Here is a 16,566-nt window from a genome sequence, read left to right as displayed (position 1 = left end):
TGTCATGTACTTTCTCTAAATGTTTTCGGAAGGTAAATTGTAAAAATCGCTCCCCCATTTTTCTCGTTTTGAATTTCAATTGTTCCCCCTAGTAGATCTACCATTTCTTTTACGTTCGCTAGCCCGTAACCACGATCATTTCCTTTCGTTGAAAATCCTTTTTGAAAAATGGGGGTAATTTTTTCTTCTGGTATCCCTATCCCGCTATCTATCACTTCAAACACAATATCGTGCCCAATATCCGTAACAAAGAAGGAAACATTTTTTTCCTCTCGTTCGCTCACCGCATCAAATGCATTATCGATTATGTTTCCAAGAATCGTAATAAGATGCGACACTTTTATATGTTCTGGTAATGGACGAAGCGCACTATCTCCTTCAATATGAAAATCAATTTTCTTCTCAGACGCTGTTCCGATTTTCCCTAATAAAATAGCTTGTACTTTCGCATCGTGAATTTGATGAAATAAAATATGATTTTGGCTTTGATGAATAGTAGATTCTTGCTGGATAAATTCAATTGCTTCTTTGTAATGTCCTAACTGAAGTAATCCTGATAAGACGAAAAGTTTATTTGTAAATTCATGCGTTTGAGCACGTAAGTCCTCGGAATATTTTCTTACCTCAGATATTGTGTTCACTAAGTTTTGCAGTTCTGTTTTATCTCTAAAACTACATACAACGCCTACCGTACTGTTATTTTCAAGTATCGGCGTCCTATTTAAAATAAACACTTTATCTTGAAACGCGATTTCTTGATCGTTTTCTAACACTCTCTCCATATTAAATTCAGGTAAAACTTTTGAAATGTGTTGCTGCATATATTCATCATTTACATGCAGCATTTCTTCTGCCGAGGTGTTCATCATCGTAATAAAACCGTTTTGATCAATGGCGATAATCCCTTCTTTTATAGATAGTAGTATCGCGCTTCGTTCCCGGTATAACGCTGCGATTTCATTCGGTTCCAAACCGAGTGTATCTTTACGAATGCTACGTACTAAAAGAATGCCACCAACAATGCCAGCTAATAATACTGCTAATGAAAAGAGTATAATTTCTTTCGTTCTGCTCAGTATATTAGATTCAATACCTTTTATTGAAAACTCTACTGTCACAACGCCTACTACTTGATCGTAGTCTCCGTTATGAACAATAATAGGTGCCTTCGCCATTAAAGCTGGACCACTTGTACCATTTCCTTCGAGTGTATAATAACCACCAAAAGTGAGTGCTTCATAGTTATACGGGTTGTTACTCTTTGTGCCAATTAACTCCGAATTAGAATGGGAATACATCACCCCAAAGCGATCTTCTATAATGACATAATCGGCACCAGATTGCTCGCGAACTTGTTCCGCAATAGATTGAATGTTACTTTTATGCTCGTTATTTTGAAAAGCCTCTTTTATAGCTGGCATAAAAGAAAGAGATTTAGCCGTTTGCAGCGCTAACTGTTCTACTTGGCGCTTCGTATCAACGGACTGAATGTAAACAAATATTCCCGTTAATAGGAGAACGACAAATAAAATTAACGCGATAATTAAGCTTACTATTTTCGTTTGTAATGACACTTTGCGTGATTTTTTCATGCTTCATATCCTTTGATAAAATATTCAAAACTATCAATCTCCTTTTTCTATTATTATGACAAAACTGAAAATGAAGCAACTATTAAAAATATCCATGTTCATAAAGTACAAAAAGAATAAAATTGTCATAATATTGAGATTTTAATTCATGAACAGTACAATTCAACTATATTGAACGCGCTTTCATAAATATCATTTTATTTATAAGCAAGAGGAGGAATTAGTATGGCTCAAGCAAAATCTAACCGAGTCGCCGGTAATATTTTCAAAGGTTCTGTCGGCAATTTAATTGAATGGTACGACTGGTACGTTTACTCTGCTTTCGCTGTTTATTTTTCAGCAGAGTTCTTTCCTAAAGGTGATCCAACGAGTCAATTACTGAACACAGCAGCTATTTTCGCAGTTGGATTTTTAATGCGCCCTATCGGCAGTTTGCTAATGGGACGATATGCAGATCGGCACGGACGCCGGGCAGCATTAACGCTTTCGATTACAGTTATGGCCGGTGGTTCTTTAATTATCGCCTGTACACCTAGTTACGAAAGCATCGGTATTATGGCACCAATTATTTTAGTTCTTGCTCGTTTACTGCAAGGATTATCACTTGGCGGAGAGTACGGAACTTCCGCAACGTATTTATCTGAAATGGCTAGTAGTGGTCGCCGTGGTTTTTATTCAAGCTTCCAATATGTAACGCTCGTTGCTGGGCAAATGGTTGCGTTAGGTGTTCAAATTGTTCTTCAGCAATTACTAAGCGAACCAGATATGAAAGCTTGGGGATGGCGTATTCCATTCATTATTGGGGCGATGGGCGCAGTAGCTGTATTATGGCTTCGCCGCACGATGGATGAATCAGAGCAATTCTCAAACATAAAATCGCAAAAACGCGAAAGCGCAGGAACCATTAGCGCTCTTATGAAACATCCGAAAGCAGTATTAACAGTAGTCGGCCTAACACTCGGAGGCACTGTTGCATTCTATACGTACACAACATATTTACAAAAGTTCATGGTAAACACAGTCGGCCTTCCGAAAGAAGTTGTAAGCTGGATTAACTTTGTCGCACTACTTATTTTCGTCGTACTTCAACCGATTGCGGGGCTATTATCCGATAAAATTGGACGCCGCCCACTATTAATGGCTTTCGGTATTCTCGGAACATTACTAACAGCACCGATCTTCTTCTTCATGGAAAAAACGACAGAACCAATCGTAGCATTTTTACTCATGATGGTCGGTCTCATTATCGTTACTGGTTACACATCGATTAACGCAATTGTAAAAGCAGAACTCTTCCCAACTGAAATTCGCGCACTCGGCGTAGGTTTACCATATGCACTAACCGTTGCGATATTCGGCGGAACAGCTGAGTTCATCGCATTATGGCTAAAGAGTATCGGAATGGAATCACTCTTCTACTTCTACGTAGCTGGATGTATCGCGATCAGCTTTATTACGTATTGGCGTATGGATGAGTCATCGAAGACTTCGCAGATTGAGGCGGAGCTTGGTGGTGGGGATAAACTAGCTAATAATAAGTCTAGTTAAAATTATGTATTCTATGTTCTTCATTTACCTGAACTCGATTTGCTTTATCTAAAAAAGCATAATTCATTCATATATAATTTAAAAACCTCTACTTATATGTAGAGGTTTTTGTATGACGAAAAAACACGTAGTTTCATTGTTATTTTACAAACCCAGCTTCTGTTCGATATAGTGACAGCACATAATTTGAAGTTTAAATAACGATGTCTTGATAACCAACTTCTACAACTTGCTCATTTTCAAATTTCACCCCGACACCGTCCTCTTCCCAGGTACAATTGAATATTAATCCAACTCTTCTAATTCCATCTTCAAAATCTGGTAATATACTTAACCCAACAGGTTCCACCAATTTTCCTAGTTCTTGAATAGTTGTTATAATTGGCGCTATTTTATCAGCAGATTCATCACCTACCATATCTCTATATTCCATATATTCTTCTTTATAATACTCGAATATTGCTTGTTCAGCTTCTTTTGTAAGTTTGTTCATATCAGTAATGAACTTCCTATATGCTTCTTCTTGAACTTTAGGAATTAAATCATCTTCTTCTCCATCAATAGTTAAAGAAACTATTTTTTCCTGCCCAAAAATAGTTATCTTTTGTTGTCCGCTCCAATATAAATCGTGAACAATTTCACCAAATAATTCATGGTTTATTTTTTTCATAATTTTATTCTCCTGAATTTTTTCTCGATAACCAATTACGCCCATATTCCCCGAATAAAAAAAATAAACTCATGTTAAACTTTTCTTATTCTTTAGGAACACAGCTATTACATTTCCATTCTTATCAATAACTACTCTCAAATTGTTAATACGCCTTCAATTAGCTGTAGCACCAATAGATTCTTTGAAAGTTTGTTCGCAACAAATAGTATGATTATAAATTTTAAAAATAAATGTTATAGTCACCCGAAATAAAAAGCGTGAGCTATCTAGCCCACACTTAAGAAGAGTCTTAATTTAAATGTTTTTATAAAAATTATTTTTTAAATTGTTATTTTTATACATTTTTTTGTGCTTGTCCCCATATCTCAATTAAATCTCTAAGTTCAGTTGTTTCTATTTTACATATATTAGGATCATGATTAGAATATAAATCGACTAGCAGAGTTTCTTCTTTTTTCACTTGAACTGCACATAGATTACCTTGAAATTCATTATATTCTTTTATATTGTTTAATACTTCATCGATTTGTTGTAACCACCATTTAATGGGAATCCCTTGGATATCATCTTCTAAAAATGTGGCTACAATTTCTATTTCTTTAGGCAATTCTATTTTTAAAGAATCTACATCTTCATATTTTGTTATTTTATAATCATATTTCATTTTTGGTACCTCACCATCTTTAGTACTTTGGATAAACAGTTATAATTTTATCATTAATAAGAACAAATCTAATTTCCATTCCCTCAGAAGTCTTACCAGAATATACATTGCCATGTCGATGTCTTTTATTATTAAAAGCCTCATGAATGGCTTCCATTACTTTAGTTCTATCCCAATGTTTTGGGAAAAAGGTCGATGGTGATTCCTTTAGAACCCCATTAACTTCGATTTCAGCAGTATATACACCAAAACGATTAGGTGGTGACTCAGTTCCAGGTTTTATTTTTCCGCCTCCCATCATACTCTCATGATGGTACCCACCAGGTTCTCTATTTCTATTAAAGTTTCCATGAAAAAGATGTTCAACAGCTTTATTATTCAAGAAAACAGAATTAGGGTGTGCTTTGAATTTATCGAAGAATAAAAAAGTATCTTTAGCTTGTGTAAAAGTATTACCTGTAATATTGGATTTTAAAGTAGTTCCACCAGCAAAAGCAAATTGGTCTTTCAATGGTATTTGATTCGAAACGGAAGAGATACCTTCTGAGAATTTTGCTAGATTCGCGCCTTCACCGAGTGTAGTTATTTTCCCTACTCTGCCTATCCCTTTATCCCCAATCCATCCTATCCCAACTTCCATAAAAGTACTTGTTCCCCATTTTGCACGACTTTCTGCATCACCATGCCAAAAATCATTCACAAATGAATCAGAAAAAGTATTATACATGGTATATGCTGTCTCTAAGGGATGACCTATAGCATACTTAATATTTTCTTTTGTTACTGTATCATCTAGTGAATTGAATCCTTCTACAATCCCTCCGATAACTTGCCCAGAACCAACGTATATACCATCCCAAATTTTTCTGAGCATAGATTTTTCAGTGGGGGTATCATACATTGTACCTTCTTCGATATTATCATCTGATAAATTATTATTTACAAAATTGTCCGCTTCGCGTGCCTTAGCTTCTGTCATTTTTTGAATGGAAGTCGTCCAGTTCATATTCAACCCCTGTGTACTAAATGTACCACTTACGGGACTAAAACCTTTTCCACTTTGAACTTCCGCAAGACCTGCAGCAATACTAGTTGCTAATTGCTGTACTATAATTATTACTAGAGGTCTGATTGAATTGATACAAATGATCCAGCTTTTCTTGCAGTTTTTGCCTCATAACTATAAAAAGATTTACCATGGCATCCATACCTGGCATTGGCATAGCTTGATTAACAGCTTCCATACTTGTTTCAATTACATCTGCCTGAGCTACCTGTGATTGAAATTAATAAAAAACTGAAATAACATCAAGAACTTGCAGATTTACAATATTAAATATCTATCAATATGATTTATTCTATTGATAGATATTTAATTAATTTTACACTTCAACTAAAGCTTACAAGTATTCGTATGACTTATCTCAAAATCCTTATCGATGTTAAAGTTATTTATTTTTAAGACTAGAAACAAATTAATATTGTAAATTCAAATTTTAAGGGCACTACCCCAACCTTCAAATAAAGAATATATTTATGATTAAAACTAATTATATTTTTTTACCTTTAAAGGAATAGATATAAAATACAAATCTATAGCATAAATAGTAATCAAAATACCTTTACCTTCATCAGCAAACTTTGATTGATGAAACTGTTCTGAAACTTTTCTTTTTCCCCATTTTTTAGGAAACCATTGAAATCCTGAAAACATATAATTAATCTACCTTTTCACTAAAATTTTGATAGTTTATTTCTTAACTCTAACTCTTCAACTGTTTCAAAACCTTTAAAAAATAAACTAGCAATTTGATTATGATTAAAAAATACATTGTATTCTTTAGACAAATTTCCGTGAGGATATGGACAAGACACGTAATCCCACATTCTTTTAACAGAACAATAGAACCATTTGGTAAAAACTTTTCTTTAGATAATTGCGTAATTTCCCGTCCTTCCTTTATCTAAATGTAATTCTATATTCATGATGTTGTTTCTCCCTTCTCTTTTCCATAGTCTTTACTGACTAGAAGAGGACCGCAACCACAATACTTAAAATTCAATAAACCTCTTTAAAAGGTTGTATGTGTTCTACCTCCACCTTCTATATGCTTCCTTAAATAATAATACCTATGGAGTTCCATAATGAAATGAAACAACATAAACGAAAGCATGGAGTATACACACATTAATACAATTGCTACCATCTTTTGTGTTGCAAAACCAAGACTGATATTAGCAATGAGTTGACCCAATCCTACAAAAGCCACTACTCCGAAACCAGAGTTTTTTTTCGATGACTTTGATTTTTTGATTGGTTCCTGAAATTTTTTAATATGATTTTTATAATAATAATTCAAAGCAAAAATATACAAACCAACCGAAAAAATAAAATAGATGGGAGTTTGTAATCCTAACATTCCATATGCAAACTTTTGGGTTATAACTAATAATCCTACTGAACATACAATGCCAAATACCCCACGAAATAGAGTGTATTGTAATTGCCGCTTCCTAGGATTTATAACAATCCATATTGCCCATACATTTAAAAAAGCAACTGGAGGAACTATTATGTACATATATATCGGTTGAACAGGATTCGCAAAAGCAGGCAAAAGCACAAATATATCTGCTATCCCAATCACAAGAGTAATTATAGTCGATCTTATATCATTTACAGCATAAAGAGCCATATAATATTCAAAAACTTTTTTATTAAAATCTGTATTTTTTTTCATGTTAATTAAACCACCCCGCTACTGTTGACCAAGCTTTTTTCGCACCCGTTTTCACCATATCCTTAATACTATTATCTTCACCCTCACCATCTAAATCAACATCTCATTGTACACCTTCTGTGAAATATTATTCCCTACTCGAAAAGGAGATCAACCCACTAATAAGATCTAGGCTTATCAAAAATTTCAAAAAGCCGGAGATTTTGCCAATGTAGAATCTATTGGGACCCACACTATGCGAAAAACCTTCGGCTATTGGTTCTATAAACAAACAAAAAATTTCGCTATGTTGTAAGAAATACTCAATCATAGCACCTCATAAATTACACTAAAATATATTGGTATCAATAAGGAAGAAAAAGATAATATACTAGATAATTTCTATATCTAATCATATATGATCAACATAAAGAAAAATTTGATATACAATCAGATTTAAAAACATTACTTAATAATTCTTTGAATTAAATTGGAGCTGATTCTCTACTTAAAAAACATGATTACTATATATTTCACCAGAATACAGATTCAAAACTATTTAATTAAAGACTAAAAAAGCATCTATCTTTAGATGCCTTTTTCAATCAAAAAACTATTTTTCTTTTTTCCATGATATTCGAAATTCCCCACCATGTTCTTCCGTTTTAATTTTAACCTTATATGTATCATCCTTAGGCACTTTAATATTTTTTTCGCCTTCGCCACTATTAAACTCTAGTATTGTATTATCATTTGAATCCGCAACATAAGCAATTATAGTTCCTTGTTTAGTTTTATCATCAAAAGAAAAAATCCAATTCTCACCTTTTTTAACTTTCCTATCTTGAGTTGCAGATCCAGTAAATTTTCTATAATCTCCAGATATACTACCTGATACACTATCTGAAGAACCATGAACTTTACCACCAACAATAGTTCCCTCTCTTGTAAAACAACCACTAAGAATTACTAAACACAAAACAAATAAAATTGTATTTTTAAAAATTTTCACTATCATTTTCACTATCATTACCCCTTCTATTCCCAATAAAATTTTCACCATTAAACTTATAAAAATAACTATAATAAAAAATTATATCCATTAAGATATATATATTTTATTATAGTTATAAATTTCAAATTATTATTTCAAATCTTCACGCAACTTAATTTCATCCTCATTTATGTAACCAGTAAAAATAACTTCTGATATGTATTTATGGTTAAAAAACATATTATATTCAGTTGAAACATTTCCAATAGGATAATAACAAGCCACATAATCCCAAGTTTCCTTAGTTTTTGAATCTTCCTGTTTTCTACCATATATCATCAAAGGTTGCTCCCATGTTTTAAATTTCACAACCGAACCTATTGGAAGTAGTTCTAACTCTAAATTTTGTACCATCTTAGTTTCCCCTTCTTAAAATAACCTTTTTTATAAGGAAATAAGTGATAGAAAACAACAAACAAGTACCAATTGTACCAAAACTGCAACCGAAATGTTACCTGCTAATGTTTCATTTGGATCCAATGCATTAGGTAAAATTGTACCAAAAATTGCAATACAAGCTAATATAATCATAAAATATTTAAATTGTTTCACTTTTTTATTCATACTACTTATCTCCTTTATTCCTTAACATTAACTTCTAAACCAAATCCCCATAAACCTACATCAGGACCAAATGGTGCATGGAATTTGAATCCACTTTTTCCAGCTTCAAAAGATCAACCGAGTGTTCCAAGCGATGCTGATCCCCCAGTTTGTAACTTTTTATCCATAAATGGAATAGGAATTTTTATAGCACTCTCATATTTTACTAGAGTAGCTTCAGCTCCTATATGTAAATTTCCATTTTCCACATGAGCACCTAACTCTGCAGTAGCAAGAGCTACTTTAGCCTCAGCTCCTATTCCAAATCCTTTAATATTCTCTTGTTCTATTCCAGCTTGGACTACTGTAAAACCAACCATTTGGTAATAGTTTCATTGATACTTTTGCCTCCTAAATATTAAATAAATTTTGCGAATTATAAATCTACTGTTTTTTCTTATTGTCTATACGTTTATAGATATACTCTACTGTAAAGTATGCAATAACATTGCAAATTAGCAGCAAACCTATAAATAAAAGTTTATCTTCTAACCGTATAGTAGACGAAGCCCCAATTAACAACATAAACATAATACATACAGTAAAAGTCAGGATTCTATTTATTGTACGCATATCTTAATTACTCCAGTCTTATATTAATTCCGTTTTTTTGTAAATTTATCATAAAATTTCTCTTGCGCCCACCGTCCGAATTTTAAAAAACATATTAAACCTGCTCCCAAAAGAATGAGAACGATAGTTCCTAATAATTTTTCCCACCAATTGTTGAATGGAGTAATCATTAACCCTATAATAGATACGAATATTACGACATAAACTAAAATATATAATGGTTTATACGATGGTGTTTTCATATCATTTTTTCTCCTCAGGTTTTTCAAATTTAAAACTACTTCCCATAGTAAACCCCTCTAAAACAGGAACTGTTATACCAGTTTCTTTTCCAACGCTACCTTTCAAACCTATTGCACCCAATCACAAATCACCTTTAATTTTCAGGTCTGCATCTCCAATAATTGGTAACCAATCTAGAAAATGTAGCATACTTACTTCTACTTCATACTTAAGTGTAGAAGCTTCCGATGCTGCCTTTAAGGAATAATCGTCAATACCTGCTATAACTTCTAATGAGCAAAATATATATTGGTTAATTTCACCAAACGCATTGTAATATATTATTCCGAACTTTTAAACACTTTATCTTTCTATTGAATATTCTACTTTTACTTGCTTTACAAGATTTTATGCAAAAAAGACCACCAAAAGGCAGTCTCAAAACTCAATCCTATTCCCCATCCCGCACTCCACCGCTTTCTCATACAAATACTTCGCAGCGATAATATCTACTACTGCCAAACCAACTGATTTGAAAATAGTAATCTCTTCATCATTTTCGCGTCCAGCTTTTTCCCTGCTTATAACTTGTCCAAGTTCGGCATGGAGATTGCTAGTTTTATCAGAATTTGAAGGTCACCTGTTTCTAAATCACATTCAATTAAGCAATCCTACAAATGCCTCTTCTTCCTCATCTATAAAACCTACAAATATAATTTCTTCAATAGCATCATGATTAAATACAAATGTATAATCAGGATCAATATATCCTTCTGGATAAAAACAGCCTATGTAGTCATACATAACCGGTTCTTCAACCATAAGTAGTTGTTTTCTCCCGTAAATTACAACCTTTTTTGTCCCTCCTTTTAACAGAACAATAGAGCCATTTGGTAACAGCTTTTCTTTAGAAAATTGCATAATTCTCCGCCCTTTCTTATACGGCTGATATATTTTTCAAAGATTATTTAAATAGAGCAGAATCTCACTTGCACCATCCTGTCGTTTTCGATTAAGTATTATTTATCCCTATCACCCAAAATAGAAAAAAGATATCTCTGCTATCTAAATGTAATTCCACATTCATGAGATTAACTCTCCCTCCTATTTTTTCTATCCTTTAACCAACTATAAGAAGAATGCGATTATATACTTGAAATGCAACAAATCCTCTTTAAAATCCTATACGTATTTTCCCTCCATCTTCTATATGCTTCCGTAAATAATAATACTTATGGAGTTCTATAATCATATAAAACAAAACAAACGAAATCACTGTGCATGCACACATAAATACAATTGCCCCCATCTGTTGTGTTGCAATGCTAAGAATTATATTAGCAATTAACTGCCCCGATCCCGCTGCAATAGCTGCTACTTTTACACCACCAGTTCCTTTCGATGATTTTGATTTTTTTCTTGGTTCCTGAAGTTTTTCAATATGATTTTTATAAAAATGATACAAAGCAAAACCATACAAACCAAATGAAAGAATAAAATAGATGGGAGTTTGTAATTGTAACACTTCATAAGCATATTTTTGAGTTATAACCAATAATCCGACTGAACATATGATGCCATATACTCCTCGAAATAGAGTGTATTGTAATTGTCGTTTCCGAGGATTGATAGCAATCCATATCGCCCACAAATTTAAAAAAATAACTGGAGGAGTTACTATATATACATAAAGTAATCGAAAAGGATTCGCAAACGCAGGCAAAAGAACGAACACGTCTGCCCCCAAGAGGACAAGACCAATTACGTGGACTCTTATTTCATTTACAGGATAAAGAGCCATATAATGTGCAAAAGCTTTCTTATTAAAATCTAGACTTTTTTTCATATTAATTAAACCACCCCGCTACTGTTGACCAAGCTTTTTTCGAACCCGTTTTCACCATATCCTTAATACTGTCATCTTCACCATCACCATCTAAATCAACATCCCATTTCACACCTTCTGTGAAATATGTTAGTCCTACTGAAAAAGCAAATCCAGCTGCGGCAACCGCCAGAACTGGTGCTGCTGGGAGGGCCATAACTGTAAGAGCCGTTGCCCCTACGGTTACTGCTCCTCCTACAACAACATTACCAATAATATCTCCTGCGATTTTATCACTTGATTCATTATTTTTGATATTCTCACTTGTATCCGTATATGAGTCTATAGCCACACTAAACCATCCAAGCTTATCCTTTAAAGCTAATTTAGACGCACTTAGCACACTTCCATTTTTTATAAGAGCATCTATTTCTTTTATCGTCTTGCTAGCATTTCCATTTGTCATTTTTGCCGCGACATCATCTACATAATAAATCTTATAATCCCTATACTTTCCATTAATTTTTTTATTGCCCTTAAAACCGGAATATTCTCTTACAAGGACGCGTTGTGCTCTTCTGTCCAAATCGTATGTTACCTTATAACCATTAATTACTTTATTAGCCTTTTCTATTACTGCCGCTGCACCTGTAAGTGTTCCGAATATATTCCCCGGTCCATCCAATGGTGCATTCCAACTGAATCCAGTCATACCTAAAAACGACTCTTTTTTGTCTACTTCACCAGATTCAGAATCCTTATTTAACCTTTCAACTTCACGAACTTTATCTTCTGTAATTTTTTGAATAGGCCCCGTCCAATCCATATTCAATCCTTGTGTACTAAATGTACCGCTGACAACACTAAACCCTTTTCCACTTTGAACTTCTGCAAGACCTGCAGCAATGCTAGTTGCTAATTGAAGTGCTGTACTATAATTATTACTAGAGGTCTGATTGAATTGATACAAATGATCCAGCTTTTCTTGCAGTTTTTGCCTCATAACAATAAAAAGATTTACCATGGCATCCATACCCGGCATTGGCATAGCTTGATTGACAGCTTCCATACTTGTTTTCATTCGGTCAATTTCTCGAATTTGTTCTAACACTTCTTGTTCAATAACATCTGCCTGAGCTACCTGTGATTGAAATTGACTTGGAAAGGCATTGTTTTGTCGGATTAGCTCTTCACATAAGTAAATAATTCCTTGCGCTAAAGGACGAAAGGTTTGTACAAAAAATGCTTTTGCACTGCTATATGTTTGCCCTTGTAACACAGTATCAGTTGCAAAAGCGTCAATCGACTGAATGGCTTGTTCCATACCTTGAATGGTAGCAGTACATACAGCATTCATGCTTTGAGTTTGGCTTTGTACTTCTCCTAAATACATATTTAAACTCATGCATTGACCTCCCTTGCTAATTGTTGTTGTTGATAGGAAAGGTCGTTTTCTAAATTACTAAGGTCTCGTCTTTCTTTAAGCAACGTTTCTTTTTTGTTTTCCAATTCAAATGTGACTTTTCTTTCAATATGTTGTGCATCTTGATATGTATTCATAAAAAACTGAGACATTTCTCTATCACCATGCCAAGTTCCTAAAATTCGATCAAACAAACGACGATTTCGACTTCTACATTCATAAAAATCTGCTTCCGCTTGTTCTTGAGCTTGAATCGCAGATTGATTTCGGTCCTGTTCTTCAAATACACTTCGTAACTTTAGATTTAACTCTTTAATTTGATTTTCAATATCCCGATCCATCTTTTTCCTCCTACTATTTTACTTTACGTAGGTTGTCACATTAGCGAAAAGTGCTGTGAAGTTCGTTATCCATTCTCTCAAATTCATTAGATACTGAATGAATATTATCAACCGCTTGTTGAAAGGCAGCGGAAAATTGTTTCGTCAAGTCTAAAACTTGCTGATTCGCTTCTTGTGCTTTGAAGTTAACAGATAATGTTGTACGCGTCGCCTTTGTTATGGAACGACTGGTTGCACTTTGAATCCTATCAGAGGCTGATCCCATTTTCGTAGCAATTTGCGTTGCTGTTTGTAAATTACTTTGAAATTGTCCCATTCTTTCAAACCCTTTCTATAAGTTTTCCAAACGCATCAAAGAAATCTCATTAAATATATATCCCTATCAATATCACTCGCTAGGCATGCAATCAAATGAGCCATACAATATAAGCTGTATGGCTCATTTGAAATGCTTGTTATATAGAGTATGACAATTTTTATTTCAAACCGAAATTACGTGATAATTCTTCATCATGAGAAGCAACAGCCTCTGCAGTTTTATTAAGCTGCGTATTAATTTCTTGTAATAGCTGTGCGAAGTTTTGTACCTTTGGCTTTAATTGATTGAACTGTTGGTCAAAACCTTCAAAAGCACGTCCTTCCCATTCGCCTCTTAATTCATTTTGTAAGTTTTGTAGTTGACTTAAAATGTCCTCAATTTGATTTGCACCTTGTCCATATCGAGCTGCTTTCGATTTAAGCTCCTCTGGTGACATACGAATTTGTCCAGCCATTTTCATTTCCCCTTTAATACATAATGAGCAAAATATACATTGGTTAATTTTACTAAATACATTATAAAGCATTATTCTGAACTTTTAAACGTTTTATCTTTCTATTGAATATTAGAATATGAATATTCAATTCTAATCATTAAATATTCTACTTTTTCTTGCTTTACAAGATTTTATGCAAAAAAGACCACCAAAAGGTAGTCCCTCATAACGAAATTCTGTGTTAACTTATAACAAAAAAAGAGGAGCCATCTCCTCTTAATAAATAAACACTACTTAATTTGTTCCTTATACTCATGGTTAACAAGTACATACCATTTTCCTGTATCAAATTTTTCTTTATTAATCACGTAAACTTTACTTTCTCTCATTACCTCCCCTGGTTTTAATCCCTTAGTAAGAGTAGAGGTCTCGCCTTTTTCAACCGCATAACTACTAGCTGCCAACACATCACTTTGGTAAGCATTATCATTTTCATCCACTAAATCCACTGATGGTAAAACGGCTAATTTCATCGGTTCGTTTGTGATATTTTTCCCTTCTGCTTCTACAACAATAAAGACATGTCCATCTTCAGGTTTTTGGAATCCTATACTTTCTTTACCAACCTTATCTCTTTCTACAACTCTTTTTACAGTTACATCAAATTTAGGTGTATGAAAATCCTTGTTTACAGCATACTCTTTTTCTTTTATTTTTGATTTCTCTTTTGTTTGTTCTGTATTTTTCTGCTTTGTATTCTCTTTCGTTTTCGCCTCATCAGTTGTTTGCACTTTCTTTTCTTCTTGTTTAGAATTGGTTTCTTTAGATTCTGAAGAAGTTTTGTCGGATGTATTGTCGCAACCAGATAAATTGAATACTAAAGCGCCACCTAAAATACATGTAGTAAATTTTTTCAACATCTCTTTTTATCCCCCAATAACACGATATGTAAATTCCTTACTTATCATAGCAAAAAATACCATCTTAAATTGTTGCATCTTGTCGAATGATTAAGAATAATCCAGTTACTCCACGTCCTCTTTTATTATAAAGTTAAATATAAGTCTATATTGGGGTAGCATCAACATAGACTTATATGCTCTATAAAACCTGCTATAATAGGTTTTTACACCCTTAGCGTACAATTTTTCACTTTCGGTAATGTGACCATTTGAAGGATAATTGAAATATTAAGACCAACTGATAGAGGTGTTTGCGTGGAATTATTTGAGTATTATAAAAAAAGAGGGAAGTTTAAGTGTTTAATTGGAACTGGACTTTTTCTTTATGGATTAATTGGTATGTATAATACTTGGGGTAACATTAATTGGGGACCAGTAATCTTAATTATTATAGCTTCTCTTGTATTTTTTAGTATTGGATTTTGGCAATTAAGAAAAGGAAATTTACTAGAAAAAAATATAGTTAAAAATGATTTAACATTTTGGGATATTGATACTTATGTTTTGTTAGAATTACCCGGCAATAATAAACATTTAGGTTTATATACTCCTGATGGAAGATATGTAGCAGGAACAAAGATGATTTCTTCAACATTACCTATTTTAAAAAATAAAGAAGTTTTTGGATTGGAAGCAAGTGATGGAGAAATTCTCGCATATTTTCAAAGTGAAGTTGAAAATTATGATTGGGCTATTTATGATTCGAATTATAATTGTGTAGGTATGTTTAAAGAAAATATGATACAAGGATTTGGAATGGTACGTGGTTCTTTGATGAATGAAAAAGAGATAAAAATTTCTGAGATAGAAGTGGAATTTGATTTTTTCGAAACGTCTTTTCATACAATGGATGATCGTATATTAATAAACTGCAAGAGGGGATATATGCCTTTAGAATGGAATGAAAGATTTGGCTTAAATGTACCTATTATTAAATTAGGTAATAATATTTCTAATGCTGAAAAGATATTTGGTTTAGGTATTCTTATTTATATTTTAGAAACAATTAAAGTAAGAAAAAGTAGGATTTTTAATGATTAGAATTAAATATTTACATTATAAAATTTATTGAATCTTTTATTAGGGATTACATCGCTGAAAGTAAAATATTGTATACTTCGGAATTACTTTACGTTCACTTCTTGAAATTGATGAGCATTTGTTATGCCAGAACCAACTGGAAATGGAAACGGCAAGCGATTATACTCCGCTTGCCGTTTTTTCATAGCTTCGTATGTATTTGAATCCCTTTCGCTTTCTCTTCTTCACCCTTCACGCGTACAATTAAATCATATGAGCCGGGTTTTGGCGCTTCAAAAGAAAGCAAACCCTCTTTTTGAGAAGTAACTTCTTCTTCATAAATGACCTTATCATCTTTTTTGACTTGCAATAAAATCGTACCTTCTTCAACTGCTGCCTCATAAGGAATTTCCACATTTCCTTTTTCAGCTTTAAGCGTTTGTACATCGTAATACCCCTGCAAAGAACCAATTGTTAAAGTCGTTTCGCCATTTTTTTGAACCTTTGTGACTTTTGTTGCTGTATTACATGCGCTTAACAATACAACAAGAGTGAAAATGAGAAATGAGCGAAGTAATTTCATAGAGAGTC

19 protein-coding genes and 5 pseudogenes are annotated in these 16,566 nt (G+C 33.2%); 3 read left to right on the top strand and 21 right to left on the bottom strand.

Going from position 1 to position 16,566, the window contains the following annotated elements:
- Positions 1-2: 2 nt before the first annotated feature.
- Positions 3-1,592: a sensor histidine kinase gene (locus MHH42_RS04720; protein ID WP_340892950.1), complete on the bottom strand. Its 1,590-nt coding sequence runs from the start codon at positions 1,590-1,592 to the stop codon at positions 3-5.
- A gap of 225 nt (positions 1,593-1,817) precedes the next feature.
- Between MHH42_RS04720 and MHH42_RS04715 the strand changes: the two genes are divergently transcribed.
- Complete coding sequence (locus MHH42_RS04715; RefSeq protein ID WP_000035832.1) at positions 1,818-3,140, top strand: MFS transporter; 1,323 nt, start codon at positions 1,818-1,820, stop codon at positions 3,138-3,140.
- A 193-nt stretch (positions 3,141-3,333) separates the two neighbouring features.
- On the opposite strand, the gene MHH42_RS04710 is transcribed toward MHH42_RS04715, so the two are convergent.
- From MHH42_RS04710 to MHH42_RS04685, 6 genes and pseudogenes are all read right to left on the bottom strand, one after another.
- A complete protein-coding gene (locus MHH42_RS04710) occupies positions 3,334-3,810 on the bottom strand; it encodes a DUF6985 domain-containing protein (RefSeq protein ID WP_002125637.1) in 477 nt (158 codons plus the stop codon).
- 337 nt (positions 3,811-4,147) lie between these two features.
- The gene (locus MHH42_RS04705; protein WP_000872946.1) at positions 4,148-4,477 is read right to left on the bottom strand and encodes a hypothetical protein; all 330 of its coding nucleotides are present in this window, start codon (positions 4,475-4,477) and stop codon (positions 4,148-4,150) included.
- Positions 4,478-4,496: 19 nt separating this feature from the next.
- Positions 4,497-5,763, bottom strand: a pseudogene (locus MHH42_RS04700) (EndoU domain-containing protein); the annotation flags it as partial.
- Positions 5,764-6,023: 260 nt separating this feature from the next.
- The gene (locus MHH42_RS04695) at positions 6,024-6,191 is read right to left on the bottom strand and encodes a hypothetical protein (protein WP_000490950.1); all 168 of its coding nucleotides are present in this window, start codon (positions 6,189-6,191) and stop codon (positions 6,024-6,026) included.
- Positions 6,192-6,211: 20 nt separating this feature from the next.
- A pseudogene (locus tag MHH42_RS04690) lies at positions 6,212-6,367 on the bottom strand (DUF4176 domain-containing protein); the annotation flags it as partial.
- Positions 6,368-6,549: 182 nt separating this feature from the next.
- Positions 6,550-7,218, bottom strand: a complete 669-nt coding sequence (locus tag MHH42_RS04685) for a hypothetical protein (protein WP_141402700.1) — start codon at positions 7,216-7,218, stop codon at positions 6,550-6,552.
- A 127-nt stretch (positions 7,219-7,345) separates the two neighbouring features.
- On the opposite strand from MHH42_RS04685, the pseudogene MHH42_RS04680 reads away from it, so the two are divergent.
- Positions 7,346-7,609 (top strand): annotated as a pseudogene (locus MHH42_RS04680) (tyrosine-type recombinase/integrase); the annotation flags it as partial.
- Positions 7,610-7,810: 201 nt separating this feature from the next.
- Here the strand turns inward: MHH42_RS04680 and MHH42_RS04675 are convergent.
- From MHH42_RS04675 to MHH42_RS04615, 13 genes and pseudogenes are all read right to left on the bottom strand, one after another.
- Complete coding sequence (locus MHH42_RS04675) at positions 7,811-8,260, bottom strand: hypothetical protein (RefSeq protein ID WP_340892949.1); 450 nt, start codon at positions 8,258-8,260, stop codon at positions 7,811-7,813.
- 81 nt (positions 8,261-8,341) lie between these two features.
- On the bottom strand, positions 8,342-8,605 hold the full coding sequence (locus MHH42_RS04670; RefSeq protein ID WP_340892948.1) for a DUF4176 domain-containing protein: 264 nt from the start codon (positions 8,603-8,605) through the stop codon (positions 8,342-8,344).
- A gap of 1 nt (position 8,606) precedes the next feature.
- Positions 8,607-8,815 (bottom strand): annotated as a pseudogene (locus tag MHH42_RS04665) (hypothetical protein).
- A 113-nt stretch (positions 8,816-8,928) separates the two neighbouring features.
- Positions 8,929-9,174 (bottom strand): hypothetical protein, encoded by a 246-nt coding sequence (locus MHH42_RS04660; RefSeq protein ID WP_002176016.1) that lies wholly within the window; start codon positions 9,172-9,174, stop codon positions 8,929-8,931.
- 276 nt (positions 9,175-9,450) lie between these two features.
- Positions 9,451-9,669, bottom strand: coding sequence for a hypothetical protein (locus MHH42_RS04655; RefSeq protein ID WP_340892947.1), 219 nt, complete (start codon positions 9,667-9,669; stop codon positions 9,451-9,453).
- Between the two features lie 418 nt (positions 9,670-10,087).
- A pseudogene (locus tag MHH42_RS04650) lies at positions 10,088-10,270 on the bottom strand (ornithine cyclodeaminase family protein); the annotation flags it as partial.
- Between the two features lie 36 nt (positions 10,271-10,306).
- Positions 10,307-10,570, bottom strand: a complete 264-nt coding sequence (locus MHH42_RS04645) for a DUF4176 domain-containing protein (RefSeq protein WP_001160636.1) — start codon at positions 10,568-10,570, stop codon at positions 10,307-10,309.
- A gap of 253 nt (positions 10,571-10,823) precedes the next feature.
- On the bottom strand, positions 10,824-11,495 hold the full coding sequence (locus MHH42_RS04640) for a hypothetical protein (RefSeq protein ID WP_097854596.1): 672 nt from the start codon (positions 11,493-11,495) through the stop codon (positions 10,824-10,826).
- Between the two features lies 1 nt (position 11,496).
- Positions 11,497-12,879, bottom strand: a complete 1,383-nt coding sequence (locus MHH42_RS04635; protein WP_340892946.1) for a T7SS effector LXG polymorphic toxin — start codon at positions 12,877-12,879, stop codon at positions 11,497-11,499.
- Positions 12,876-13,238: a DUF3958 family protein gene (locus MHH42_RS04630; RefSeq protein ID WP_262736854.1), complete on the bottom strand. Its 363-nt coding sequence runs from the start codon at positions 13,236-13,238 to the stop codon at positions 12,876-12,878. Before MHH42_RS04630 ends, MHH42_RS04635 begins: the two co-directional genes overlap by 4 nt.
- A gap of 40 nt (positions 13,239-13,278) precedes the next feature.
- Positions 13,279-13,554 (bottom strand): TIGR04197 family type VII secretion effector, encoded by a 276-nt coding sequence (locus tag MHH42_RS04625; protein WP_262736856.1) that lies wholly within the window; start codon positions 13,552-13,554, stop codon positions 13,279-13,281.
- Between the two features lie 160 nt (positions 13,555-13,714).
- Complete coding sequence (locus MHH42_RS04620) at positions 13,715-14,011, bottom strand: WXG100 family type VII secretion target (RefSeq protein WP_000918593.1); 297 nt, start codon at positions 14,009-14,011, stop codon at positions 13,715-13,717.
- A 272-nt stretch (positions 14,012-14,283) separates the two neighbouring features.
- Positions 14,284-14,913 (bottom strand): DUF4352 domain-containing protein, encoded by a 630-nt coding sequence (locus MHH42_RS04615; RefSeq protein ID WP_262736857.1) that lies wholly within the window; start codon positions 14,911-14,913, stop codon positions 14,284-14,286.
- Positions 14,914-15,210: 297 nt separating this feature from the next.
- Here MHH42_RS04615 and MHH42_RS04610 point away from each other — a divergent pair, with 297 nt between their 5' ends.
- On the top strand, positions 15,211-15,996 hold the full coding sequence (locus MHH42_RS04610) for a hypothetical protein (RefSeq protein ID WP_016107920.1): 786 nt from the start codon (positions 15,211-15,213) through the stop codon (positions 15,994-15,996).
- A 181-nt stretch (positions 15,997-16,177) separates the two neighbouring features.
- On the opposite strand, the gene MHH42_RS04605 is transcribed toward MHH42_RS04610, so the two are convergent.
- The gene (locus tag MHH42_RS04605) at positions 16,178-16,558 is read right to left on the bottom strand and encodes a BA_1872 family lipoprotein (protein WP_000771851.1); all 381 of its coding nucleotides are present in this window, start codon (positions 16,556-16,558) and stop codon (positions 16,178-16,180) included.
- Positions 16,559-16,566 lie beyond the last annotated feature (8 nt).

Source organism: Bacillus sp. FSL L8-0099, from assembly GCF_038006385.1.
In the GTDB taxonomy this organism is placed as follows: Bacteria; Bacillota; Bacilli; order Bacillales; family Bacillaceae_G; genus Bacillus_A; species Bacillus_A toyonensis.
This window is presented reverse-complemented; position numbering and strand designations above follow the sequence as displayed.

What these genes read in the sequence shown, in the direction of transcription:
- MHH42_RS04640 (WP_097854596.1), bottom strand. Translation starts at nt 11,495, where the DNA reads ATGAAAAAAAGTCTAGATTTTAATAAGAAAGCTTTTGCACATTATATG.
- MHH42_RS04710 (WP_002125637.1), bottom strand. Translation starts at nt 3,810, where the DNA reads ATGAAAAAAATAAACCATGAATTATTTGGTGAAATTGTTCACGATTTA.
- MHH42_RS04670 (WP_340892948.1), bottom strand. Translation starts at nt 8,605, where the DNA reads ATGGTACAAAATTTAGAGTTAGAACTACTTCCAATAGGTTCGGTTGTG.
- MHH42_RS04645 (WP_001160636.1), bottom strand. Translation starts at nt 10,570, where the DNA reads ATGCAATTTTCTAAAGAAAAGCTGTTACCAAATGGCTCTATTGTTCTG.
- MHH42_RS04615 (WP_262736857.1), bottom strand. Translation starts at nt 14,913, where the DNA reads ATGTTGAAAAAATTTACTACATGTATTTTAGGTGGCGCTTTAGTATTC.
- MHH42_RS04605 (WP_000771851.1), bottom strand. Translation starts at nt 16,558, where the DNA reads ATGAAATTACTTCGCTCATTTCTCATTTTCACTCTTGTTGTATTGTTA.
- MHH42_RS04705 (WP_000872946.1), bottom strand. Translation starts at nt 4,477, where the DNA reads ATGAAATATGATTATAAAATAACAAAATATGAAGATGTAGATTCTTTA.
- MHH42_RS04675 (WP_340892949.1), bottom strand. Translation starts at nt 8,260, where the DNA reads ATGGTGAAAATTTTATTGGGAATAGAAGGGGTAATGATAGTGAAAATG.
- MHH42_RS04715 (WP_000035832.1), top strand. Translation starts at nt 1,818, where the DNA reads ATGGCTCAAGCAAAATCTAACCGAGTCGCCGGTAATATTTTCAAAGGT.
- MHH42_RS04630 (WP_262736854.1), bottom strand. Translation starts at nt 13,238, where the DNA reads ATGGATCGGGATATTGAAAATCAAATTAAAGAGTTAAATCTAAAGTTA.
- MHH42_RS04695 (WP_000490950.1), bottom strand. Translation starts at nt 6,191, where the DNA reads ATGTTTTCAGGATTTCAATGGTTTCCTAAAAAATGGGGAAAAAGAAAA.
- MHH42_RS04685 (WP_141402700.1), bottom strand. Translation starts at nt 7,218, where the DNA reads ATGAAAAAAAATACAGATTTTAATAAAAAAGTTTTTGAATATTATATG.
- MHH42_RS04655 (WP_340892947.1), bottom strand. Translation starts at nt 9,669, where the DNA reads ATGAAAACACCATCGTATAAACCATTATATATTTTAGTTTATGTCGTA.
- MHH42_RS04720 (WP_340892950.1), bottom strand. Translation starts at nt 1,592, where the DNA reads ATGAAAAAATCACGCAAAGTGTCATTACAAACGAAAATAGTAAGCTTA.
- MHH42_RS04660 (WP_002176016.1), bottom strand. Translation starts at nt 9,174, where the DNA reads ATGGTTGGTTTTACAGTAGTCCAAGCTGGAATAGAACAAGAGAATATT.
- MHH42_RS04620 (WP_000918593.1), bottom strand. Translation starts at nt 14,011, where the DNA reads ATGGCTGGACAAATTCGTATGTCACCAGAGGAGCTTAAATCGAAAGCA.
- MHH42_RS04625 (WP_262736856.1), bottom strand. Translation starts at nt 13,554, where the DNA reads ATGGGACAATTTCAAAGTAATTTACAAACAGCAACGCAAATTGCTACG.
- MHH42_RS04635 (WP_340892946.1), bottom strand. Translation starts at nt 12,879, where the DNA reads ATGAGTTTAAATATGTATTTAGGAGAAGTACAAAGCCAAACTCAAAGC.